Origin of the sequence: Corynebacterium lubricantis DSM 45231 (genome assembly GCF_000379425.1) — a bacterium.
In the GTDB taxonomy this organism is placed as follows: domain Bacteria; phylum Actinomycetota; class Actinomycetes; order Mycobacteriales; family Mycobacteriaceae; genus Corynebacterium; species Corynebacterium lubricantis.
In genome coordinates, this window is record NZ_KB902238.1 from 51,407 (window position 1) to 74,636 (window position 23,230).

Below are 23,230 nucleotides of genomic sequence, written 5' to 3' on the forward strand. Positions count from 1 at the left end.
TCCCACTTTGCGTGGGAGGCGGTATTTATACTGTGGAGCATAGGAGAATCGAACTCCTGACATCCTGCTTGCAAAGCAGGTGCTCTACCAACTGAGCTAATGCCCCATCGTTCCGTGGTGCGCCCGGCAAGAATCGAACTTGCGACCTCATCGTTATCAGCGATGCGCTCTAACCGACTGAGCTACGGGCGCTGGGAACGAAATAGAACATTACCCACGATTTGAAAACAAAACAAATCGCCTGGTCAAAGGGCATAAATAGCACGAACATGAACACAAAATAAACGGGTTCAGGCGAAAACAAAAAGCGCCCGCACCACCCGAATGAACCACATTCGGGGGTGCGGGCGCGGGCCTAAAGAAAAGTCCTACTTCTTCTTGTCGTCGAGGGTGACGCGAAGCCCACCCATGATGTCTGCGACGAGGTTGTAGATCACTGCCGTCAGCGGCGCGAGAACGGCCACCAGGATGGTGCCAATCGCTCCCATGAGCAATGCCGACATGAAGGCGAGGCCGAAGCCGACGGCCTGCTCGCCGCCAACACCGCCGATCAGGGAGTTCACCTGGTCAACGACGCCAGCTGCGTCCATGCCCACGTACAAGATGGTGACGGCGATCAGCCAGATCACCAGCCCGATGAGGCCGAGGATCAGCCCCACCTTGAAGGCGGATGCTGGCGAGATCTTTCGTAGCTCAACTTCCCGAGCTGCCATGTCTACTCCTTGTCGGAATCTAGGTCAGAATCTGCTGACGAATCTGCGGACGAAGAATCGGACCTACCGGTTGGGGCTCCGGTGGAGTCCATTGCCTCCTCCGGGGTCTTTTCGCCCTTTGCTACAGCAGTTGCTTCCTCTTCGCCTTCATCTTCAACGTTCTTATCAATTGCCAGAAGCTCGACATCGTCGCCGAGATCAACCAAGCGTACCCCCATCGTGGCACGCGAGGACGGACGAATCTGGTTTACCTCGGTGCGAATAACGCCACCAGCCGAAGTAATAGCGAAGATCTGATCCTCCTCTTCGACCGCGAGGGCACTGATCAGCTTGCCGCGCTTCGGGGTGTACTTGAAGGTCATGACGCCCATGCCACCGCGGCCCTGAGGGTTGTACTCCTCGATTGGGGTACGCTTGCCGTAACCACCGGAGGTGGCCACCAGCAGGTACTCGCCGTCATGCACCACGGTCATGGAAAGCAGCTGGTCATCGCCCTTAAAGCGCATGCCCTTCACACCAGCGGTGGCACGACCCATCGGACGCAGCTGATCGTCGTCGGCCGTGAAGCGGATGGCCTGGCCCTGCTCGGAGACGAGCAGGATGTCGTCTTCCTGGCTCACCAAAGAGGCACCGATCAGGGAGTCGCCCTCGGACAGGTTGATGGCAATCAGGCCTGCAGAGCGTGCGGACTCGTAGTCGGTCAGGCGGGACTTCTTCACGCGGCCCTGCTGGGTGGCCAGGACCAGGTAAGGCGCGTCCTCGTAGGACTGGATCTGGATGATCTGCGCGATGCGCTCTTCCGGCTGGAATTCCAGCAGGTTGGCCACGTGCTGGCCGCGTGCGGTGCGGCCTGCTTCCGGCAACTCGTAGGCCTTGAGGCGGTAGACACGACCGAAGTTGGTGAAGAACAAGATCCAGTCGTGCGTGGAGCAGATAAAGAAGTTCTTTACAATGTCGTCTTGCTTCAGCTCGGCGCCGCGCACTCCCTTGCCGCCGCGCTTCTGCGACTTGTAGGCATCCACCTTGGTGCGCTTGGCGTAGCCCGTAGCGGTGATGGTGACCACCACGTTCTCACGCGCAATGAGGTCTTCCTCGGAGACGTCACCGGTGGCGGCCACGATGCGGGTGCGACGCTCGTCGCCGTACTTCTCCACGATCTCTTCGAGTTCGTCGTGGACAATCTGGCGCTGGCGCTCAGGACGAGCCAGGATGTCCTTGTAATCCTCGATCTCTTCTTCGATGGACGCCAACTCGTCGATAATCTTTTGGCGCTCCAGGGCTGCCAGACGGCGCAGCTGCATGGCCAGGATGGCGTCCGCCTGCACCTGATCCACGGTGAGCAGGTCCATCAGGCCGGTGCGGGCCTCGTCGACGGTTGGGCTGCGACGAATCAGGGCGATGACCTCGTCGAGCATATCCAGTGCCTTGACCAGGCCGCGCAGGATGTGGGCGCGCTTTTCGGCCTCGTCGAGGCGGTACTGGGTGCGGCGCACGATGACTTCGATCTGGTGCTTGACGTAGTAACGCAGCATTTGATCGAGGCGCAGGGTGCGCGGCACGCCGTCGACGATGGAGAGCATGTTCGCCGAGAAGTTCGACTCCAGCTGGGAGTGCTTATACAAGTTGTTCAGCACCACGCGCGGAACGGCGTCGCGCTTGAGCGTAACGACGATGCGCATACCCACGCGATCCGAGGTCTCATCCTCGATCTTGGAAATGCCGGCAAGCTTGCCGTTGGTGACCTGGTCCGCGATATTCGCGATGAACGCGTCTGGGTTCACGCTATAGGGCAGCTCGGTGATGGTGATAACCTGGCGGTTTCCAATCTCTTCGATCTCGGTCACGCCACGCATACGGATCGATCCGCGGCCGGTGGTGTAGGCATCCTTGATGCCCTGGTCGCCGACGATCATGGCAGAGGTTGGGAAGTCTGGGCCCTTCACGCGCTCCATGACGGCGTCGAGCGTGGTCTTGTCGTCGGCCTCGTGGTTGTCCAGGATCCAATAGATCGCCTCAGCCAACTCGTTCAAGTTGTGCGGAGGAATATTGGTGGCCATACCCACGGCGATGCCGGAAGAACCGTTCATCAACAGGTTTGGCACGCGCGATGGCAGGACGTCTGGTTCCTGGGTCTTGCCGTCGTAGTTCGGGGAGAAATCCACGGAGTTCTCGCGGATATCGCGGACCATTTCCATGGCCAGCGGGGTCATGCGGCACTCCGTGTAACGCATAGCGGCTGGGCCGTCGTAGCCACGGGAACCGAAGTTACCTTGCCCGTCAATCAGCGGGTAGCGCATCACCCATGGCTGCGCGAGGCGCACCAGGGTGTCGTAGATGGCGGTATCGCCGTGCGGGTGGAACTGACCCATCGTGTCCGAGACTGGGCGCGCGGACTTTACGTAGCCGCGCTCGGGGCGGTAGCCCGAGTCATACATCGCGTAGATGATGCGACGGTGCACTGGCTTCATACCGTCGCGGACCTCAGGCAAGGCACGGCCCACGATCACGCTCATGGCGTAATCAATGTACGAGGTTTGCATCTCGTCATTGATATCAATGGGTTGAATCTTGTCGTAGCCGCCGTCGCTGCCGCCACCATTGGTGGTGTCGTCGCTCATTTAGGACCTTTCTTCGAGTTCTAAGACATACCTATTTTACCCCCACTCTCACGGTTTCCGCCCTTCCAACCCGGTATCAAAGTGATACCGTTGCCCCATGGCTATGACTCTCAGATTAAGCACTGAGGAGGATCGCGCCCTCGTACTCCTCGCCTCCGCGTGGGGTTGCAGTAAGCAGGAAGCGGCGAGGCGTGCGGTGGTCACCACCGCAACGAGTTTGCTTGACGACGAGCAACTCGCCTCCCTTGCCCGCGAGATCATCCCAGGTCACGCCGCCTTAGAGGCGCGAATCAACCAGGCACGGATCTCGATTTCCTTCGAAGATCCGGGCGAGGATCCGGGCGAGGAACCAGGCGTAGACGCATGAGAGCTCTCACCCCCGAGCAACTGCTCATCGTGGCCGACGAATTCTGCGCGCACACGCACGTCACCGTGCGGGATTTCTCGGCCCTTGCAGCCATCGCGGCCGTTCCTGGGGCACGCTTTCACGGGATCGCCGTGCATACAAGCGTCGAGTCGGCGGCGCGACATCTCGAAGCCGCAGTGCGTTCTCTTGAGCCCCTCTCAGCGCGCAATGATGAGTTCGCCCTTGCCGCCGTGCAGATCTATCGCAGGTGGGCAGAAGAGCGTTACCTGCAGGATCTTGCCTGAGGAAAATTTATTGCCGGTTAAGTGGCCAACACCAGACTCCATCTGTTAAGTTTGTGGTCGTTGTGGTTGCAGTGACTCGTGGGACTTGAGTAGCCAGTGTGACTGGAAGAAGTACTGTGGCGGAAGAACTGCAACACTAAAAGCGATTGGCGTGGAATTGATCTCCCGTGCCAATCGCTTTTTCGCGCTACAGTGAAGGCTGAAAATCAACTACGGAAGGTAGATTTATGCCCGAATTGTCAGCGCTCCTCAACGAAGATAAGCGCCCGCAGGTTGTTGCGGATCTAGCCAACGTCGCAGAAAACGCAGTCGCTGCACAGTCCGGCATCACCGGTGTCACCCTGAAGGGCGGCGTCACCGCAGCCAAGAAGATCGACGCCAACATGCTGGAAAAGATCGTCAACCGCGTGCTGCCCGATCTGCTCGGAGAACTACAGCCGCATTGGTCCGCCTACGAGACCGGATCTGCGGCAGATTCAGCGGCTGGCAGCTTCGGCGCCTACCTCGCGCAGCACGACGACAAGGTGGTTGATTCCTTCCTCAGCGTCGCTGATCGCAATGCGGAAAAGGCCCCCAACGTACTCGGTAAGGTCTACCAATCCCTGCGCGGCAAGGCCTCCAAAATTGTGGCGCCGGCACTCCCTGAATTCGGGGATACCATTGAAAAGCACATGAAGTAGCAGGTCAGGGCCTCGGGGCGAGCTCGAGGCTTTCCATCACTCCAACACCTGGCCAGCCGATATAAGGCTCGCGCGACAACACCGTGGGTTTATGCACGTGGCCCAAGATCCAGGTGGCGTAGTTCTTCTCCCGCAGCCCCTCCTCGGTAGCAGGCAGGCAGTTATTATTCGTGTAGCTGCCATCGAGCCCCGTGTGGAACACTCCGACATGGCCGGGCTCGGTGGCGGTGGGGAAATCGTCGATAAGCAAGCGCTCGTCGCGTTTCTTCTTCACATTCGCGGCATGGAAAACCAGTGGGATGCCTGGGACGGTGAGCTCCTCGACGCCGAAACCCGCGGGGCGATAGACGCCGTCGATGTGTGGGAAGCGGGTGTGGAATTCAAAACCCTTGGCCACATCGTGGTTGCCCCAAATCATCACCACAGGAGTCTGCAAAGTTTGCGTAATCCACCGCATCAGCTCGGCGCCCTCTTTCTCGTGGTCGGCGGTGGCAGTGTGACGGTCGAATAGGTCGCCACCGAAGACAACCACCTCTGGATTACGCGCCTGTAATTCGTCCTTCACCCACTGGTGGCCGGGGCTATAGGCGGCGCCAAGGTGAAGATCTGCAAATGCTGCGACGTAAACCATGTCGCTATTCTAGGATGATTAGAGGCTCACCCAATAACGCCGCAGCCCGCCAGTCGTCATCTCGTAAACGCCGCCGGCCTTCTCAATCACGCGCGCAGACGCAGGGTTCGCCTCGAGGCAGGTCACTAGGAGCTTCTCCAGGCCGCGTTCGCGGGCAAGAGGAAGCAGTTGCATCAAGGCCGCAGTGGCTAGGCCTTGTCCGCGTGACGACGATCGCACCGTGTATCCCACATGACCGCCACGGGTGCGCAGGTACTCAGTTCCCAGATTGTGGCGCAGTTGGATACTGCCTAGGTAGGTGGAGTCTTCTGTCATCCACAGGTTGGTGGAAGGGACTCGGCCCGGCTGGGGAGTTCGCTCTTCGTCGATAAGCTTGCGTACCCACTGGGCGAAATCCCGCGGCTGATTGAGGTCAAGGCCCTCTGCCAGATCGAGGCTCATGCCGTGGCCCTCGCCGATGTCCTCGCCCTGCCATACTTCAAGGAAGCTCTGGTGGAACTCGACTGCGGGTTGACTTAACTCCATGGAGTTGATTTTAGAGATCGATGGCGCGTGTGTGGCTGATTCGACGACCTTGGTAGACCAACGGTCCTGCTCCTGGGCGCTCAACGACTCGGACGACTTCCAAAACTGCCTGGATATGGTCGCCGATGCGGATCTCGTCGACAAGCCGGCAGGTCAGCTGGACTCCCGCCTCGGCGAGCAGGAGCGCCGAACCGTCTTCCTCCAAGTTCACGCCCTGGAAGCGTTCCGCCGCGGGCCCGGAGAACTGGCGCACCAAGTGTGCGTGGTCTTCGCTGAGCACTGAGATCCCGATATGGTCGGCGCAGCGCAGCTGTGGCCATGTGGTGGAGGTGTCTTGGATACTCACGCTGACGAGTGCAGGTTCCAGCGACTGACCCACGAAGGATCCCACGGTGATGCCGGTCGGTGTTCCGTTGATGTCGGCTGCGACAACAACTAGTGGCGTTGGGATGTGTGCGAATACGGAACGTACGGCGGTGGCTTCAGGTGCGGGCTGGGTGGAGGTCAAAGTTTGTGTGTGGTTGCTCATGTGAATCAGTAGACCATGCGGTCTTTTTCCTAAACAATATTTTGAATCGTAGTGAGAAAAATAGAGGTACAAAGCGATTCACTAATAGACAGAGATGTCTATATTGCGAATCTATCCGTGCGCTGCATGCACTGCCGTGGTCACATCATGGCGTAACCGAACAAATTCAGCCGAAGCCTTCACTTCGGCAAATTCTTCGACGGAATGCGGATGCAACTCGCTGGGAACTGAGATCTCGTCAATAATGTGCCCGGGGTGAGCACCCATGACAATCACTCGTTGACCGAGCAGAATCGCCTCCTCTACCGAATGAGTGACAAAGATTCCTGTTGGGCTATAACGCCTCCAGATGCCTAATAATTCCGCCTGAAGTACTTCACGGGTAAATGGGTCCAGCGCACCGAAGGGTTCATCCATAAGTACGGTCTGCGGTTGAGCCGCGAGAACTCGTGCGATTTGTGCGCGCTGCTGCATTCCACCGGAGAGCTCGTGCGGTAGCCGGTCCACTGCGTCTGAAAGCCCAACGATTTCAATCAGGGCATCGGCTTGCTCCGAGATCTCATCGTCGTTTTGGTATTTCGCGGCCAGGTGAATGTTCTCGCGCACGCTCAGCCACGGAAACAAAGTGGGCTGTTGAAACACCACTCCCCGATCGGTGCCGGGACCGGTAACTTCGGTACTTCCTTCGGAGGTGACGGTGGAAATTTGTCCCGAACTCGGAGTTTCGAAGCCAGCGATGAGTCGCAGCAGCGTAGATTTTCCGCACCCCGACGGTCCAACGAGGCTGACAAACTCACCGTCACAAACGGTCAGGTTCACCCCTTCGAGCGCATGCACGGTATCGCCTGATTCGGTGTAATAGTTGTGCTGCAATTGCGAAATGGTCAGCATTTAGGGTCTCGTTTCTGGAACTAATACGGCTTCTTCGTAATGCGAACGATCCACGGCAGTAGCAATCGCTTGCTGGTCGAGGAATTCGGCGGTGTTGTACAGGGCGTCTGTGATGTCTTTGTGGAGCTCGGTGGCCTCGGGTGCGATGATCTCCTCGGCCCCTTCCAGCTGGGATTTCGTCTCCTCGAGTCCGAGCCCGATCTGCACGGAGTTGGCCAAGATGTACGGCTCGGGATCTGTGCGATAAATGCTCACCGCATAGTCCTCAAGCTGGGTCCAGACCTGAACGTAGTCTGGGTTGGAAGCGATGATCTTGTCAGTCCCCAGGGTGAATTGGAAGGTCGGCGCGCCATCTTCCGCGACTTCAGCGGAAGTGATCAGCGTGGTACCTGTCTTTTTAATCTCTGCCAGTGCGGGACCCCAGATATACGCTGCATCGATATCTCCCGAGGCCCACGCACCCGGCAATGTGTCCGGAGTGAGGAAGACTAATTCAACATCGTTGCTTGGGTCGATCCCCTCGGCCTCCAACGTTTTCAGTAGCGAGTAGTGCGAGGTGGAATTCGCTCCAGTAGCAATCCTTTTGCCCCGCAGGTCCTGGATTGAGACGATACCCGTAGAATCCCGGGCGACCAACGCCTCACCGGTTCCGGTGATGTTATTAGTGCGGATAATCTTCGCATCCAAGTCAATCGGCTGGCTCAGCCCATTGGCCGCAGGTGGAGAACCCATTACGCCAAAGTCAATGGACTCAGACACAAACCCCTGCACCACGTCCTGGCCAGTAGGAAAACGTACCCAGCTCACGTCGGCATTGGGGAAGCATGCCTCCGCGAGGCCCTGATCGCGCAGGTAGAGGGTCGATCCGGCGATCACCTGGTAGCCAATCCTGAGCTGGCCGTCCGACTCCGCCGGGGTGACTGGGCAGGTCACGTCGCCTGAGATTTCATAGGTGCTCGCTGGGGCGCCCACGCACCCGGTTAGGGCAAGTCCGCTGATTGCCACGGTGGCAATCGTCGATAAGTATTTTTTCATCTTTACTACTTTCCGCGCCACGGGTTCACGCGGCGATCAATCCACACGATGATCTGGTCCATGAGCAGCGCAACTAGGCCGATAATCACGATCGCCCCGATTGCCATGGCGGTGTTCAGCTGCGTGCCGGAGACATAGGCCAGGCCGCCGATGCCGGGGATGCCGTCGTTGATCTCCGCGGCGACAATCGACGCCCACGCCGCCGAGGAGGCAAGGCGTATCGACGAAAGAATCTCGGGTGCTGCGCCAGGGAGTCGGACGCTGCGGAACACATCAATCTCCTTGGCGCCGAGCGTGCGAGCAGCTCGGACCCAGTCTTCCCTCACCCCTACAAATCCGCCGAGGGTACCCACGGTGACAATCGGGAAGGTAGCAAGGAACAACAGGATCACTTTGGATCCGTCGCCGATACCGAACCAGACGATGAGCAGACCGATGTAGCCCATTGGTGGCAGCGCGCGGAGGAAGGTGATGTACGGCTCGACGAGGCTGCGGACTCGAGGTGCAGACGCCAGCGCCCAACCGAGAAGAACGCCAACAATAATGCCTGCGCCGAGGCCAACTGCGATGCGCTGCAAAGTGGCTGCGAGGTGCTGCCATAGAAAGTAGCCTTGCTCGCCGCAAGTCAGGCGGGCACTGCCCTCGCCGACAGGAACACACCTGGAGGCATCCACGACTTCTTGCAGAACCAGTTGCGGCCCAGGTAAGACAACCGGGTTGATGTGGAAGATCTTGGTTGCCGCCCACCACAGGGCGATCACGGCAAATAGGACTCCGACCTGGGCAACCCAGCGTGGGGAGTTCTTTGCTGGTTTCCTTTGTGCAGCGAGCTCCTGGCGAGGTGCGGTGTTTTGCGCTGCAGTAACGGTCGTCCTTGTCGCGGCGGTCATCGGGCTGCGAAAGGGGTTGAGACGGATACTTCAGCGGCACCGGCTTCATGGCCGGCCACGTCCACGCCGAGCTGGATCAGCTCCGGAACGACACCTTCGGACACGTGGAAGCTCTCTTCAAGGTGCGGGTAGCCAGAGAGAACGAAGTGAGTCAATCCGACCTGCTGATATTCCGCGATGCGCTGCGCCACTTGTTCATAGGAGCCAACGAGTGCGGTGCCCGCGCCGCCTCGGACCAAGCCAATCCCGGCCCACAGGTTCGGGGAAAGCTCGAGCTCACGCGCGTTCGTCCCAGCCCTAAAGCCACCACCCTGGTTGTGCAGTTCACTCATCCGACGCTGTCCCTCCGACTGCGACTTCGCCAGACCTTCTTGGATGCGGGCGACCTCTTCCGGATCGATCTGATCGAGTAGCTTCTGCGCCTGATCCCATGCCTCTTCCTCGGTCTCGCGAGCAATCACGTGGAGGCGAATGCCGTACTCCAGCTCACGGCCGTTGGCCTCTCCCTGGGCACGGACGCGCTCAATCTTCTCCACCACCTTGTCAGTGGGCTCACCCCAGGTCAGGTACACATCGGAGCGCTTCCCAGCCACTTCAATGCCAATCTGGGAGGAACCGCCGAAGAAGATCTGCGGTGCTACATCCGGGCGATCGCGCAGGACCGCACCCTCGGTTTTCTGGTAGTCACCGTTGTAATCCAGCGGCTCTGGGTTATGGAAGAGGTGGTCCAGGATTTCGAGTGTCTCGTCCGCGTTACGGTAGCGGTCTTCCTTCGTCGAGTAGTCTCCGTAGGCACGCTGTTCGTGGTCTTCTCCACCCACCACGACGTTAATATTCAAGCGGTTACCCGAAAGTTTCTGAAAGGCGAGCGCCTGCTGGGCAATGATCAGCGGGCTAACCAAACCTGGGCGCACAGCCACCAAAAACTTCAGCTTGCTGGTGCGCGCGATCAACGCCGCGGTGGTGATCCAGGCATCCTCGCACCACAACCCGGTGGGCACGAGAACAGACTGAAAGCCACCCTTCTCGGCCGCAAGCGAGATTTGCGTGAGGTAGTCCAGGTCGGCGGGACGGGAACCGGTGTGGAACCCAGCTCCGTGGCCTCCCGCGGTGATGCCGCGGGAGTCGCCGTAGGTAGGAAGGAACCAATGAAGTGAGATCGTGTTTGTCATGGGCTGTAGTAGACCATGCTGTCCATATTTTCTGCGAGAGTTTGATTCTTAGTGAATTAATCTCCCTCAATCGCCCCGTAGTAAAACTGTTAAATTCATAATAAATGCGCAGTTCATGGCGTATTAATGCACCCTTCACGAGAAGCATCGCGATTTCTAGACAAATTAGTCTAGTATTTCCTACTATGAGCATCGCCACCCAACTGAGCACGCCCGTACAGTTCGCCGTGCCCACATCCGGCAGCGCGCGCATACTCCATCAGATTCGCAACCAGCCAGGTATTACGCGCTCGGAGCTCCGCGACCAGCTAGGCATGTCCCAGCCGACAATCGCACGCAACGTTTCCGCGCTTATCGACGAACGCTTCGTCACCGAAATCCCCGCCTCACAGGTCGACGGTCGTGCTGGCCGACCCTCGCTGGGATTGCGTATCGATGCGTCTCACCTGCGTGTGTGGGGCATACATATCGGATTGCGCTCCACCGAAATTGTCATCGCCGATGGGGCGGGCCGGCTCCTGGAACACGCCACACTCCCCTTATCCATCCCGGAGAATCGGGTGGAGGATTCGCTCGATCTCATCGCGCATCGCATCAAGGCACTTGGTGCCGCACACCCCTCGCCGATCACCGTGGGCATGGCTACAAGTGCGCATATCGATGCCGTCGGCTCCGTGACCAGCGAAGAATACGGTTGGGAGGGTGTGCCTGTGGGCAATGAGATATCCCAGCGCCTCGGTGCGCACGTCTTCTACTCCACCGGTGTAACCGCGATGGCCGGCTACGAGCTGGCCGCCAACGATTTGAGCACGAGAGGCATGGATTCAACACTCTATTTCTATGTCCGCGAGATGATCGGCCACGCCTGGATCTTCAACGGCGCGGTCCACCGCGCGCATTCCGGCACGCCTACCACCGCGCTGCGCCTGCTCGACGACGGCAGCATTGCCACGCACGGCGCGCACCCGCTGAGCACAAGATTTACGCTTGACGACGCACGCTCCCGCGGCCTTTCAGTTGAATCTCTCTCCGAGCTCATTGCCTCTGGCGATCCCCGCGCCCGCGAGGTATTGGATGCCCGTGCCCATCGCATCGCGCGCGCCGTGGCTGTCGCAGTAGACATCGTCGATCCCGAAAAACTTGTGCTCGCGGGTGAGGCCTTTACCGCAGACCCGAAGGGCCTCAAAACGGTGATCCGAGACCTGCGCGACATGGGAGGCGCACCTGCAAAAATGCGGCTGTGTAAAGCGGGCGGCAACGTATTGATCGATGCCGCCCGCCAGGTTGCACTCCAACCGCTCTGGCAGGAACCGCTGGAGTTTGTGTAGTTCCTGCGCTTAATTAGGCAGGCACCTTGGCCGGGCGCTCCAGCGCCTTCCCAATTTTGGTGCCCACAGGTGTGCCATTGAGCTCGTATTCTCCCACTGCATTTCGCGCTAGCGACACTGGGTTATTTGACGAGACCGTGCGCACATTGCGCCAATGACGATCTATCGCCCTCTCCTTCAGCGCCGCCGATGCCCCAACCGCATCAAAAGCGTGTGAGGTGACGTATAGTGCCTGCTCAGAAACCACCGACCACAGCGAAGCAACGATCGCATCGGCCTCATTGAAGGCCTCTGGGGTGCCCTGCTCTGCGGCTTTCGCTACCCTTCGAGAAGCATCAACTAGTGCTCCGCGAAGCACGGTGACGCGACTGCGCGTATCGCCCAACGCCGCCGTCGCCGCCGGGTCACTGCGGTGTTCCACTCCCGGATTCCACGCGTTGCGTGACGACGATCGAGCACGCTCCGCAACCTCACGCACCGCAGCATCAGCGCTGCCCACGAGCACGCTTAGAAGGTTGATCTGCAGGTAGGACCACACCAGGGAGTAGTGGGGCTCGCGAATGACAATCCAGCGCGGGTCGACTTCAATACCGCTGAAAGTTGTCGTACCCGAGGCAGTGAGACGCTGACCAAAGCCCGTCCAATCGTCGATAATTTCAACTCCGGGTCCTCGGACATCTACCGGCAGGCTCACCAAATACTCGTCGCCGTTGGCTCTGCGCCACAGCGCGGTTGTCCATGCGTAATCCGCGAAGTAGGTTCCAGTGGTGTAAAACTTGGTACCGTTGAGAACCTGCACGATCTTGCCCTGGGACTCGATTTCGTCGACAAATGTGTGCGGATCACCGTAAGCGCCTCGGCGTTCACTCTCCGCATTGCCGAAGAGCTTTCCGCTAGCAATCTCGGTCAGCCAATGGTGGCGGAATTCGCTCTCTGGGGATTCAAGGAGTTGTTCCGTAAACGCAAAATGACCGCGCAATGCCTGGGCAACATTGGAATCTGCGGAAGCGATCTCGATGTAGAGCTCGACAACCGCGTCTAGTTCTAAGCCCTCACCGCCGTATTCCTTTGGCACTCGCAAGCCTGTAATGCCCAGCGCGCGCAGTGCCTTGATCTCCTCTTCGGGCAGCCTGCGATCGAGCTCGCGCTGGACAGCACCCGCGCGAATCCTCTCGAGTGTCGGGCCGAATCTCTCAAAAAGCTGATCAAAGTGAGTTGTCATGAGTGGGATCCAATCGTGTATTGCGCAGCCACGTGGCCGCCATTGACGGCATCTGCTCCGATGAGGCGCGCCCGGTAGATGATGGGGTTATGATTCGCTAAGACTCGGGCGTTGCGCCAATGACGGTCAAGGCCGAGTTTCTTGGACGCGGCAGACGCCCCGCCCACTTCAAAAGCCTTTGTGGCCTGTGCAAGCACTACAGGCGCGATGGTTAGCTGCGCCTGATACGCCTCGAGGTCGATGGCAGCGTAATCTTCCTCCGTTGCGGTTCCCGCCTGGGCCTTCGTCGATACGCGATCAAGCGCTCGGACGAAGCCTTCGAAAACCTTGTCCACTCCATACGATGCTGCCTTCACCTCCCCGATGACCTGTTGAACCTGTGGATCATGGCGAGGAAGATCGCCACTGCCATGGCTATAGACTCGGGTGCGGGCCTGCACGTAATCCACGATGTCGCGGACAACCGCACGAGAAATTCCTGTCAGAGTGGAGAGGTGGTGCGACTGTGCCGTGGCCTGGAAGGCACCAGGCGCGGAATATTCGCGGTAGGCAACATCAATTGGATCGACAACGACATTGTCAAAAATGCTCGTTCCTGAGGCGGAAAGCTGCTGGCCGAAGCCGTCCCAATCGTCGAAAAGTGTGACTCCTTTAGCGTCGCGATCGATGAATACGAAGACGTCCTGGTCATTCTCGTCGAGAGCGTGTACTTGGATCCAATCGGCGTACAGGCTGCCGGTGCTGTAGAACTTGGTTCCCGAAACTACCAACTTCCCGTCAACCTCGCGGATCGTCGTACTGAGATTCCCGGATTTGTTTCCCACCTCGGTAAGTGCGTTGCCCACCACGACTCCCTCCTCACCTATGCGGCGCAGCCACGTGCTTCGGTGTTCGGAATCAGGTGCTGTCAACAGCGACTCCACCGCGAGGAAGTGTGGGCGCAAGCCTTGTGCCAAATTCGAATCCGCGGCCGCAAGCTCAACGAGGACTTCGAAGGCCTCGGGCAGAGACAACCCGAAACCACCGAATTCGGTGGGAACCCGAAGCCTCGTGAATCCACTTGCTTTTAACTTCGCGACGAGATCCCGGCTGAAATCCCGGTCGGCTTCGCGTTGCGCGGCGCTTTCTGTGATCTCACGCAAAACTGGTGCTAGCTGGTCGATGATTGAACGCGCTGAAATAGTTTTTGTGAAACTCATGCGTGCACCTGCGCTGCTACTCGACGATCAGTGGCTGTGGAATTCTCGCGACCAATCCGATAGCTGGCACCACGGTGCTCCTCGGGTAGCCGGTCCCCTGCGCCGAACAGCTTGTTGCGCAGCGAGCCTGGCGTGTACTCAGTTTTGTAGCGGCCGAGTTTTTGCAGTTCAGGAACCACATATTCCACAATATCCTCGAAGGTACCGGGAGTAATTGCGTAGGCGAAGTTGAACCCGTCGAGGTCCGTCTCGTCTTGGATGTGGGCAAGCTCGGCGGCAATCTGAGCGCCGGATCCCACAAGGACAGGACCGAATCCACCAATGCCGGTGGATTCTCCCAGCTTCCGAACGGTCCACGCTCCGTCTCCGGTGCCATTGCTAATCGTTGCAGCCGTGGATTGGATCGCGTTGGACTCGATGTTCGTGATCGGCTCGTCGAGATCGTAGAGCGACAAGTCAGCGCCGGTCCAGCCGGACATGAGTGTCAGGCCACCCACGGGATCGATATACTGCTTATATTCAGCCAGCTTGTCTAGGGCGTCACGCTCGGTGGCACCCGTGATGATGGTTTCCATTGCGAAGACTCGAATGGAGTATGGGTCGCGTCCCGCCTCCACGGCTGCAGCGCGAATCTTCGCCACTGTTTCCTTCATCCCTTCAACCGTGTTTGAATTGATGAACACTGCCTCGGCATTCTCCCCGGCAAAGTGCAGGCCACGAGGCGATGCCCCAGCCTGGTAGATCACCGGTGTGCGCTGGATACTGGGCTCGGTGATCGCAATTCCTGGTACGTCGAAGTACTCGCCGTGGTGATTAATTGCGTGTACCTTGTCCGGATCAGCAAAGACTCCAGTTTCCTTGTTGTACTCAACCGCGTCGTCCTCCCACGATCCTTCAAGGAGCTTGTAAATCACCTCGAGGTACTCGTCGGCCCGATCGTAGCGCTGATCGTGGGGAAGCTGATCGGTCTCGCCCATGTTTTGTGCTGCGGATGGGAGGTAGCCAGTGACAACGTTCCAGCCCACGCGCCCCTTGCTCAGGTGGTCGATGGTGGCCAGCCTGCGGGCAAAGGGATACGGGTGCTCATAGGCAGTACCCGCGGTGATGCCGAATCCCAGGTGTTCGGTGGCGTGTGCCATCGCGGAGACCAGCAAGATAGGGTCGTTTACCGGCACCTGCGTGCCGGCACGCAAGGTGGCTTCGTTGCTGGATCCGTAGACATCGTAGGTGCCAAGGACATCGGCGATGAACAGCCCGTCGAAAAGGCCCTCTTCCAGGGTCTTTGCAAGATTCACCCAGTAGTCAATCGTGTTGTAGTCCCGCGCATGATCTTGCGGGTGCTTCCACAGTCCGGGTGACTGGTGGGCAACGCAATTCATGTCGAATGCGTTAAAGAAAATCTGGCGTTTGTTAACCATTGATACTCCATTTCTAGACTGCTTAGTCTGTTAATGGAATACCGTATGTTCTACTCTTATCTGCTGGCAATGAATCGAGCCACGCTGAATCAAATCCGAAGAAACGCACAAAGGCGATGGTTTCAAACCATCGCCTTTGGACTCAGAACGTAGCATTTGGGTAAGTAAACATCCTTACACATCCAGGAAGCGAACGTCCTTCGCCTTGCGCGTAATAAACGAACGACGAGCCGCAACGTCATCGCCCATCAGAACCGAGAACAATTCGTCGGCACGCTGTGCGTCCTCGATATCAACACGACGCAGAATGCGATTCTCGGGATCGAGTGTGGTCTCCCACAGCTCGTTCGGGTTCATCTCGCCGAGACCCTTGTAGCGCTGGATGCCATCGTCGGTGTTGATCTTGCGACCCGCACCGAGGCCCTCCTCGAGTTCTTGGTCACGTTCCGCGTCGGAGTAGGCGTAACCGGGCTCGCCCTTTTGCCACTTCAGCTTGTAAAGAGGTGGGTTAGCCAAGTAGACGTGGCCCTCCGCGATGAGCTCCGGCATGAAGCGGAAAAGCAAAGTCAGCAGCAGTGTTGCGATGTGCTGGCCGTCGACGTCGGCGTCGGCCATCAGCACGATCTTGTGGTAGCGCAGCTTCTTAATGTCGAACTCTTCATGAATGCCGGTACCCAGCGCGGTGATGATGGCCTGGACTTCGGCATTCTTCAGGATGCGGTCCATGCGGGCCTTTTCCACGTTGAGGATCTTGCCGCGCAGCGGAAGAATCGCCTGGTACATGGAGTCACGGCCCTGCTTCGCGGAACCACCTGCGGAGTCACCCTCCACGATGAACAGTTCGGACTTAACCGGATCCTTGGAACGGCAGTCAGCGAGCTTGCCGGGCAGGCCACCCATGTCCGTCGCGGATTTACGACGAACGAGGTCGCGGGCCTTACGCGCTGCCTGGCGCGCATGGGACGACGACACTGCCTTATTGACGATTGCCTTTGCCTCGGCAGGGTTGGCGTCAAACCAGAAGGCGAGGTGCTCGTTGACTGCCTTCTGCACGAAGCTCTTGATCTCGGTATTGCCGAGCTTTGTCTTCGTCTGACCCTCGAACTGTGGATCACCAATGCGCGCGGAAACGACAGCGGCAAGACCCTCACGGCAATCCTCACCGGTGAGGTTTGGGTCCTTATCCTTGATCAGCTTGTGCTCACGTGCGTAACGGTTCATCAAGGAGGTCAAAGCGGCGCGGAAGCCCTCCTCGTGGGTACCGCCCTCATGTGTATTAATGGTGTTCGCAAAGGTGTGCACAGACTCGGAAAAGCCGGTGTTCCACTGCATGGCGATTTCGACTTCGTGGTCGTCGCCCTTGGCCTCGAAGCCAACGATCGAAGGGTGAATTTCCGTCTTGTTCTTGTTCAGGAATTTCACGTAATCCACCAGCCCATCTGGATAGTGGTAGGTGACCTTCTTTTCGCGCTTCTTTGGCTTCTTGGGTGCAATCTCTGCCCCAGCCTCATCGGAGGTCGCCTCTTCCACGACAACATCGTCGAAAGAATCACCATCGATGGCTTCCGCAGTGTCGCCTGCTTCCGCGAGTGCTTCGAGTTCGAGTTCCTCTTCGCTGACGCGCTCGTCCTTGAGCGTGATGGTCAGGCCCTTGTTCAGGAAGGCCATTTCCTGCAGGCGACGCGAGATGGTGTCGTAGTCGAATTCGACGGATTCGAAAATTTCAGGGTCCGGCCAGAAACGGATCGTGGTGCCGGTGCCGCGGGCGTTGCCACCTTCGATCAACGGATCTGGAATCGAACCATTGAAGTTCTGGATCCAGTGCTTTCCGTCACGCTTAATGTCTGCTTCCACACGGGTGGACAGGGCGTTGACCACAGAAATGCCCACGCCGTGCAAACCGCCGGACACCGCATAAGAATCTGAGTCGAACTTGCCGCCTGCGTGCAGCTGGGTCATAACAACTTGGACAGTTGGGGCACCGGAGGGGTGCATCTCCACTGGAATGCCACGGCCGTTGTCGATGACTTGGACGCCACCGTCTTCGAGCAGTGTGACATCGACGCGATCCGCAAAACCAGCCATTGCCTCGTCGACCGAGTTGTCTACGACCTCCCAGATCAGGTGGTGCAGACCTCGAGGCCCGGTCGAGCCGATGTACATGCCTGGGCGCTTGCGCACGGCTTCGAGACCCTCAAGGATGGTGATCGATGAGGCATCATAATGTGATTCATTGGTAGCCACGTGAAACCTAGTACTCCTGTCGCGCTATGGACTTCTAACCTTATCGATACTACACCTTAATGGTGTCCTATAGTGGCAGGGGTCCCGCGCGTTGCAGGGGCATTGTCGCGCCGAATTCGACGTTTTCCCAGGTCAGATTTTAGCCGTACGTGTCTCGTGGGCCACGTCCTTTGACGTGAAGCGGCCCATAACGCCAACTTTTCGTTTTCGGCGGGTAAACATGCAGGTCAGTGATCACACCTGCACCAATTTTGTCAGCAATGTTGCGCAGGATCTGAGGTTTCATCATCTTCAGCTGAGATGCCCAGGCTGTCGTATCAGTAGAAATGAATAAGGTTGATTCTTTCACCATTTCCACGGTGGTGTGCTGCGCTATCTTTTCTCCGACAAGCTCATCCCAGCGGCCCATGACCCAGCCCAGTGCGAGAGGTTTCGCCCAATCTCGATTACGCACCTCGCGTTTGAGTACATCGCCAAAGCCTTTGACCTGATAACTGCGGCGCGGGGCGCGGCCATCCGGACCACTGAGTCGCCCAGGCCCGTAGTACCGCGCTTTTTTCAAGCCACCAGAATCCTCTGAATCCTCCAATTTTATCCCGGGCACGCGGATTCCATCATCTGCCGATTCATCGGTAAGCCGGCCAAGCGCTCGTTTCGGCACAACATTCCTGCCCTGACGGCGCAAATCTGGGACTGTGCCATTACGTTTCTTGGCTGTCCTTCGCAAATTCTCAAAAGTCTCAGCTACCAGGTCGTGTTCTTCAGCCATTAGGCCTCCTCGATCCGAGAAACCCGGTCCACCATGTCAATGCGGTACCTGGCCGCGACGGCATCCGCCAGGTTGCCCGGCAGATCGTCACCCACGGCAGCCGTGATCAGCACCTGTTCTGCCTGTTCAGCAACGTGGACAAGCCGCTGGCGCCGCTTCGTATCAAGTTCGGCAAAAACGTCATCGAGGATGAGGACCGGATCCGAGCCCTGGGCCGACAACAACTGAAATTCCGCAAGGTGCAGCGATAATGCGAAGGACCACGATTCACCGTGGCTGGCGAAACCCTTGGCGGGTTCTTCTCCCAGGATGAGGTGTAAATCGTCGCGGTGCGGGCCGACGAGCGTTAGCCCTCGTTCGATTTCGTTGCGACGACGCCGGCCCAGCTCGCTGAGCATCGCGGCCTCGATGACCTGCGGGTCCCTGGTAGATTCGCCGGACAACTGGCGCACGGCATCATCGACTGTCGAGGAGTAATACACCGAGGCTGGCCGGGATTCGGGAGCAATTGCAGAGTAAGCGTCATGAATCAGCGGCGCGAGCTCGTCGATAAGCGAAAGGCGTGCGGCGATGACCTGCGAACCGTGACTTGCAAGCTGTGCGTCCCAGACATCGAGCGTGGTCAAGGCGCTGGCGCCGTCAGGGTGATCGTAGCCGCGGCGCAGGTCAAAGCCAGAATTTTTCAAAAGTGCGTTGCGCTGACGCATGATTTTGTCGTAATCCGCCTTCACCCCGGCCAATCGAGGTGTGCGGATGGCGATCAAATCATCCATGAAGCGGCGTCGCTCGGCGGGCTCGCCCTTGACTAGGGCCAAATCCTCAGGCGCGAAGAGCACGGTGTGCAAAACGCCAAGCAATTCGCGCGGCGACTTCAGGCGCGTGCGGTTGATCTGCGCCTGGTTCGCACCTTGGGCCTTGATCAGCAGGTGAGAGGTGAGCTCACGTCCGTCGTTGACCGTGGTGGTGGAGATCCTGGCATTCGCGGCGCCACTGCGGATCAAAGGCTGATCCGAGGGCACGCGGTGGCTGGAAAGATGAGCCATGTAGCCAATGGCCTCGACAATATTCGTCTTGCCAAACCCATTGCGACCAGAAAATACAGTGACTCCGGGAGTCAGATCGAGTGACAGCTCGTGCCAGGAGCGAAAATCACGCAAGTCAAGGTGCCGTAAATACACGCTGAGTCACGCCCTTTCGTTACCCACACTTTCGCACTTGTTGCCAATTTGAATCTGCGATTTAGCCTGGCAGGCGCACTGGCATCAGCAGGTAGGTGAAGTCCGTCTTCGGAGTAATGAACGTGCCATCGGCTTCAGCATCCGGCATATTTTCTGGTTCCGGGATCATGATCGCAGGCCGCGAAGGCTCGGTGAATCCGAACACGGCACGGTCGGTGCGAATCACGTTCAGGCCGTCCTTCAGGTAGCCCGAGTTGAATGCAATGACCAGCTCATCGGCACCGGTGTAGGCACAAGGAATGGTCTCGCTTGCCTCGCCAGATTCTGCTCCGGAAGCAAAGAGGCTCAGCTCGCCGGGGCGGAATTCCATGCGCAGCTGCGCGTTGCGGTCGGCCACCAAGCTGACGCGACGGATTGCCTCGAGCAGCGGAGTAATTTCAATACTTGCCATGGACGTGTGGGTCTTTGGCAATAGTGGCTGGATATTCGGGAAGTCTGCGTCGAGCATGCGCGTTGTGGTTTCGCGATTCGACGAATGCAGGCCGAAGAGACCCTCGGCGCCGATGTTCTCGCCGGTACCGACGGCGATTTCCACGGGCTCGTCGAGGTGCGTGTCCAAAGTTCGAGCATTGTCCAACAAGGTTTTCGCAGGTACCAGCAGGTCTGCCTTCACATCGGGTGCGGAAGGCTCCCACTCAAAAGTGCGCAGCGCAAGACGGAAACGGTCAGTTGCCGCGAGCTGGACGTGGGATCCATTGACTTCCATGTGCACACCGGTGAGCATTGGCAACGTATCATCCTTGCCGGCTGCGGATGCCACCTGGGTGACCGCGTTGACGAACAGCGATGGGCTAATGCGACCCGTGGTCTCCGGCAAAGTTGGCAGCTGCGGGTAATCATCGAGCGGCATCAAGGGCAGCTCGAAGCGGGCCGATCCGCCCTGGAGTAAAAGCTTCGAATCATTAACAACGCTGACTTCCACCGGTTTAGCTGGCATATTCGCCACGATGTCTGCCATCAGCTTGCCCGCTACTGCGATGCGACCTGGCTGATCAACCTCAGCCCCGATGCGAACGCGCGAGGAAACTTCGTAGTCGAAGCCCGCAAATTCCAATCCGCTCTCATCGGCGGTAATCACAACAGCGCGCAGCACTGGCTGAGTGTTTTTCGTTGGAAGACTACGGGCAACCCATGCCACCGCATCCGACAAATCATCTTTGTGAACACGGAATGACACGTTGTTGCCGTCCATAGTCTTCTTCGAACTCCTTGAGCCAGTAGTGAAATCTTGTTCCGAGGTTTTATGGCATGCCAAGCACCCAGAAATAACAAATATTGTTCACCACTCTATGTCGTGGACCCAGCTTTTGTCATTTGCGCATGGGCTTTCTTTGCCCTGTCTTGGTCTGAACTTTTGTAATTCGATTCCTCGCTGCGAAGTTGTCCCCATCCCCTTCTCTTAAACGAGAATTATTAGTAGAAAATTTGGTAACTACAGTAAGTCCTGTGCGATCTGTGGATCAGGTGCTGTTTCTCAAGCTTATCTCGGCGATTCGACTTGTGATTTTGGTTGTGGATAACTTGTGGATAAATCGCTTCCTCTGTGGATAAATTTCGGGTCAAAATGACTTTCCACAGATAAATCGGATTCATCCACCATTGTTTAACAGGCAAAACAGAGTTATCCACAGGAGAAATTCTGATGTGACCCAGGCTACAGTGTGCGGAAGATCATTAAATTACAAAGCTGTAATTACACAGGTGTGGATAACTCTGTGGAAAGTGTGGAAAACCCCCACCACTTCCCCAACTACTGCTTTAAGTCCTGCTCAAAGCACTAATTGTTGAAAGTGTGTGGGGGTTTGCGAGAAGAAATCGTCGTAAAGCGAAAAATGCCCGCTACGCGCGACCGCGATTCTTAATAATCTGCGTCAACTCCTGGATCTCGTCGTAGGTGTCGCGCTTTTCCGTCATCTCCTTGCGGATCTTGCGGTCCGCGTACATCACGGTCGTGTGGTCCTTGCCGCCGAACTCGTCGCCGATCTTCGGCAACGACAACTCGGTGAGCTCACGGCACAAATACATGGCAATCTGGCGCGCGTGGGCCACCGCGCGAGTCTTGCCGGCGCCGGTCAGCGTGCTCACGGAAACGTCGAAGTACTCCGCGGCCGCCTCCTTGATCGTGCTGGCATTGATCTCTACGGTCCCGCCTTCGGGCAGAATATCGCGCAGCGCAATCTGCGCCACGTCCATTGTGATTGGCTCATTGATCAGGGAAGAATAGGCCGACACCCTGATCAGTGCGCCTTCGAGCTCGCGTATCGACGACTCGAACTGCGAAGCAATCAGCTCCAAAACAGCGTGGTCAACGTGCGTGCCATCGGCCGCGGCCTTCTTCATCAAAATCGCAATACGCGTCTCCAGATCTGGCGGCTGAACGTCGGTGATCAGGCCACCCTCGAAACGGGTGCGCAGGCGATCCTCCAAGGTAGTCAGCTGTTTTGGCGGACGGTCCGAGGACAAGATGATCTGCTTATTCGACTGGTGCAGCGAGTTGAAGGTGTGGAAGAACTCTTCCTGAGTACCTTCCTTGCCCTCGAGGAACTGGATGTCATCGACCATCAAAATATCCAGGTTGCGGTAGCGACGTTTGAAAGATTCCTGGCGGTCGTCTCGCACTGAGTTGATGTAGTCGTTGGTGAATTCCTCACTGGAGACATACTTAATGCGCAGGCCAGGCTGCAAAAGCTTGGCGTAGTTTCCAGCGGCGTGCAAAAGGTGGGTCTTGCCCAACCCGGATCCGCCCCAGATGAACAGCGGGTTGTAGGCGCGTGCCGGATTTTCCGCGACGGCAACCGCTGCGCCGTTGGCGAAACGGTTGGAGGAACCGATGACGAAATTCTCGAAGGTGTACTTCGGGTTGAGGCTGGTTTCCCGATCCGGGTCGTGGGCGGGCTTCTCGCGCGGGAGGCGCTGAGGCTGCTCGACGACAGGATGGGAATGGTAATCAGCCGTGGGCTGCTTCGGCTGTTCGGTATGAGCGCGCGAAAGCTGATCGATGCCGAAGGAATACTGGTTACCGACCTCTGTGAACTGCGGTTCGCTGTAGGTAGCTGTCCATTCTTCCTGCTGAGGAGCCTGTTGGGGCTGGGTCGGTTGTTCTACCGGTGCGACCATCGGGGGAGCTGCCTGCGGTGCCACTGGTGGTGGAGTTTGAGGGGCTGCTTGGACAGGCGCGGCCTCTGGTTGATGTTGTTGCACCGAGACAGCAATGGTGGTCGGGCGACCGAGAAGACGAGACAACGATGTCGTGATGTGTTCGCCCAAGGTCTCTTCAATGACGGCTTTCGCGGCGGTATGTGGCGCACTGAGGATCGCGTAACCATCAACAATCATCACCGGACGGACGAGCTGTAGATAAGCCCGTTCCTGGTGCGTGAATGTTGGGACATCAGAATTCGGACGTTCTGATAATTCCAACAATTCGTCGACGACTGAGCGCCATAGCACGTCGACTTGCTGATATTGTTCCGCCAC

21 protein-coding genes and 2 tRNA genes are annotated in these 23,230 nt (G+C 58.0%); 4 read left to right on the top strand and 19 right to left on the bottom strand.

Translation table 11 applies throughout. The features are described 5' to 3' along the window. Positions 1-33 precede the first annotated feature (33 nt). The 4 genes from A37O_RS0113990 to gyrA all read right to left on the bottom strand — a co-directional run bounded on the left by A37O_RS0113990 (position 34) and on the right by gyrA (position 3,331). Positions 34-106: transfer RNA gene (locus A37O_RS0113990), tRNA-Ala, on the bottom strand. Positions 107-115: 9 nt separating this feature from the next. After that, positions 116-192 (bottom strand) — tRNA-Ile (locus A37O_RS0113995). A gap of 176 nt (positions 193-368) precedes the next feature. Further along, positions 369-713, bottom strand: a complete 345-nt coding sequence (locus A37O_RS0114000; RefSeq protein ID WP_018298139.1) for a DUF3566 domain-containing protein — start codon at positions 711-713, stop codon at positions 369-371. Positions 714-715: 2 nt separating this feature from the next. Further along, entirely contained in the window at positions 716-3,331 is a 2,616-nt protein-coding gene (gene gyrA, locus A37O_RS0114005; protein WP_018298140.1) for a DNA gyrase subunit A, read from the bottom strand. Positions 3,332-3,428: 97 nt separating this feature from the next. Between gyrA and A37O_RS16330 the strand changes: the two genes are divergently transcribed. The 3 genes from A37O_RS16330 (at position 3,429) to A37O_RS0114020 (ending at position 4,662) form a co-directional block, all read left to right on the top strand. After that, on the top strand, positions 3,429-3,698 hold the full coding sequence (locus A37O_RS16330) for a CopG family transcriptional regulator (RefSeq protein WP_083912670.1): 270 nt from the start codon (positions 3,429-3,431) through the stop codon (positions 3,696-3,698). Next, positions 3,695-3,982, top strand: coding sequence for a hypothetical protein (locus A37O_RS0114015; RefSeq protein WP_018298142.1), 288 nt, complete (start codon positions 3,695-3,697; stop codon positions 3,980-3,982). The genes A37O_RS16330 and A37O_RS0114015 overlap by 4 nt, the downstream gene beginning before the upstream one ends. 227 nt (positions 3,983-4,209) lie before the next feature. Further along, entirely contained in the window at positions 4,210-4,662 is a 453-nt protein-coding gene (locus tag A37O_RS0114020; protein WP_018298143.1) for a DUF6918 family protein, read from the top strand. Positions 4,663-4,666: 4 nt separating this feature from the next. Here the strand turns inward: A37O_RS0114020 and A37O_RS0114025 are convergent, their stop codons facing one another. The 7 genes from A37O_RS0114025 to A37O_RS0114055 all read right to left on the bottom strand — a co-directional run bounded on the left by A37O_RS0114025 (position 4,667) and on the right by A37O_RS0114055 (position 10,335). Next, positions 4,667-5,293, bottom strand: a complete 627-nt coding sequence (locus A37O_RS0114025) for a metallophosphoesterase family protein (RefSeq protein WP_018298144.1) — start codon at positions 5,291-5,293, stop codon at positions 4,667-4,669. 18 nt (positions 5,294-5,311) lie between these two features. Then, on the bottom strand, positions 5,312-5,818 hold the full coding sequence (locus A37O_RS0114030) for a GNAT family N-acetyltransferase (protein ID WP_018298145.1): 507 nt from the start codon (positions 5,816-5,818) through the stop codon (positions 5,312-5,314). A 10-nt stretch (positions 5,819-5,828) separates the two neighbouring features. Next, positions 5,829-6,347 (bottom strand): flavin reductase family protein, encoded by a 519-nt coding sequence (locus tag A37O_RS0114035; RefSeq protein WP_018298146.1) that lies wholly within the window; start codon positions 6,345-6,347, stop codon positions 5,829-5,831. Positions 6,348-6,458: 111 nt separating this feature from the next. After that, entirely contained in the window at positions 6,459-7,238 is a 780-nt protein-coding gene (locus A37O_RS0114040) for an ABC transporter ATP-binding protein (protein ID WP_018298147.1), read from the bottom strand. Further along, on the bottom strand, positions 7,239-8,273 hold the full coding sequence (locus A37O_RS15590) for a taurine ABC transporter substrate-binding protein (RefSeq protein ID WP_018298148.1): 1,035 nt from the start codon (positions 8,271-8,273) through the stop codon (positions 7,239-7,241). Between the two features lie 5 nt (positions 8,274-8,278). After that, complete coding sequence (locus tag A37O_RS0114050; protein WP_018298149.1) at positions 8,279-9,163, bottom strand: ABC transporter permease; 885 nt, start codon at positions 9,161-9,163, stop codon at positions 8,279-8,281. Then, the gene (locus A37O_RS0114055) at positions 9,160-10,335 is read right to left on the bottom strand and encodes an LLM class flavin-dependent oxidoreductase (RefSeq protein ID WP_018298150.1); all 1,176 of its coding nucleotides are present in this window, start codon (positions 10,333-10,335) and stop codon (positions 9,160-9,162) included. Before A37O_RS0114055 ends, A37O_RS0114050 begins: the two co-directional genes overlap by 4 nt. 185 nt (positions 10,336-10,520) lie before the next feature. On the opposite strand from A37O_RS0114055, the gene A37O_RS0114060 reads away from it, so the two are divergent. Then, a complete protein-coding gene (locus A37O_RS0114060; protein WP_018298151.1) occupies positions 10,521-11,663 on the top strand; it encodes an ROK family transcriptional regulator in 1,143 nt (380 codons plus the stop codon). Between the two features lie 13 nt (positions 11,664-11,676). Here A37O_RS0114060 and A37O_RS0114065 read toward each other — a convergent pair whose 3' ends face one another. From A37O_RS0114065 to dnaA, 8 genes are all read right to left on the bottom strand, one after another. Then, positions 11,677-12,885 carry an acyl-CoA dehydrogenase family protein gene (locus A37O_RS0114065; protein WP_018298152.1) on the bottom strand — a complete coding sequence of 403 codons (1,209 nt, stop codon included), beginning with the start codon at positions 12,883-12,885 and terminating at the stop codon, positions 11,677-11,679. Next, positions 12,882-14,084 (bottom strand): acyl-CoA dehydrogenase family protein, encoded by a 1,203-nt coding sequence (locus A37O_RS0114070; RefSeq protein ID WP_018298153.1) that lies wholly within the window; start codon positions 14,082-14,084, stop codon positions 12,882-12,884. Before A37O_RS0114070 ends, A37O_RS0114065 begins: the two co-directional genes overlap by 4 nt. After that, positions 14,081-15,502: an LLM class flavin-dependent oxidoreductase gene (locus A37O_RS0114075; RefSeq protein WP_018298154.1), complete on the bottom strand. Its 1,422-nt coding sequence runs from the start codon at positions 15,500-15,502 to the stop codon at positions 14,081-14,083. The genes A37O_RS0114070 and A37O_RS0114075 overlap by 4 nt, the downstream gene beginning before the upstream one ends. Positions 15,503-15,676: 174 nt before the next feature. Beyond that, entirely contained in the window at positions 15,677-17,746 is a 2,070-nt protein-coding gene (gene gyrB, locus A37O_RS0114080) for a DNA topoisomerase (ATP-hydrolyzing) subunit B (protein ID WP_018298155.1), read from the bottom strand. Between the two features lie 139 nt (positions 17,747-17,885). Further along, positions 17,886-18,515: a DciA family protein gene (locus tag A37O_RS0114085; RefSeq protein WP_018298156.1), complete on the bottom strand. Its 630-nt coding sequence runs from the start codon at positions 18,513-18,515 to the stop codon at positions 17,886-17,888. Next, on the bottom strand, positions 18,515-19,693 hold the full coding sequence (gene recF, locus A37O_RS0114090) for a DNA replication/repair protein RecF (protein ID WP_018298157.1): 1,179 nt from the start codon (positions 19,691-19,693) through the stop codon (positions 18,515-18,517). The genes A37O_RS0114085 and recF overlap by 1 nt, the downstream gene beginning before the upstream one ends. A gap of 61 nt (positions 19,694-19,754) precedes the next feature. Continuing rightward, positions 19,755-20,945, bottom strand: coding sequence for a DNA polymerase III subunit beta (gene dnaN, locus A37O_RS0114095; RefSeq protein WP_018298158.1), 1,191 nt, complete (start codon positions 20,943-20,945; stop codon positions 19,755-19,757). 647 nt (positions 20,946-21,592) lie between these two features. Next, a complete protein-coding gene (gene dnaA / locus A37O_RS0114100) occupies positions 21,593-23,230 on the bottom strand; it encodes a chromosomal replication initiator protein DnaA (RefSeq protein ID WP_026196397.1) in 1,638 nt (545 codons plus the stop codon).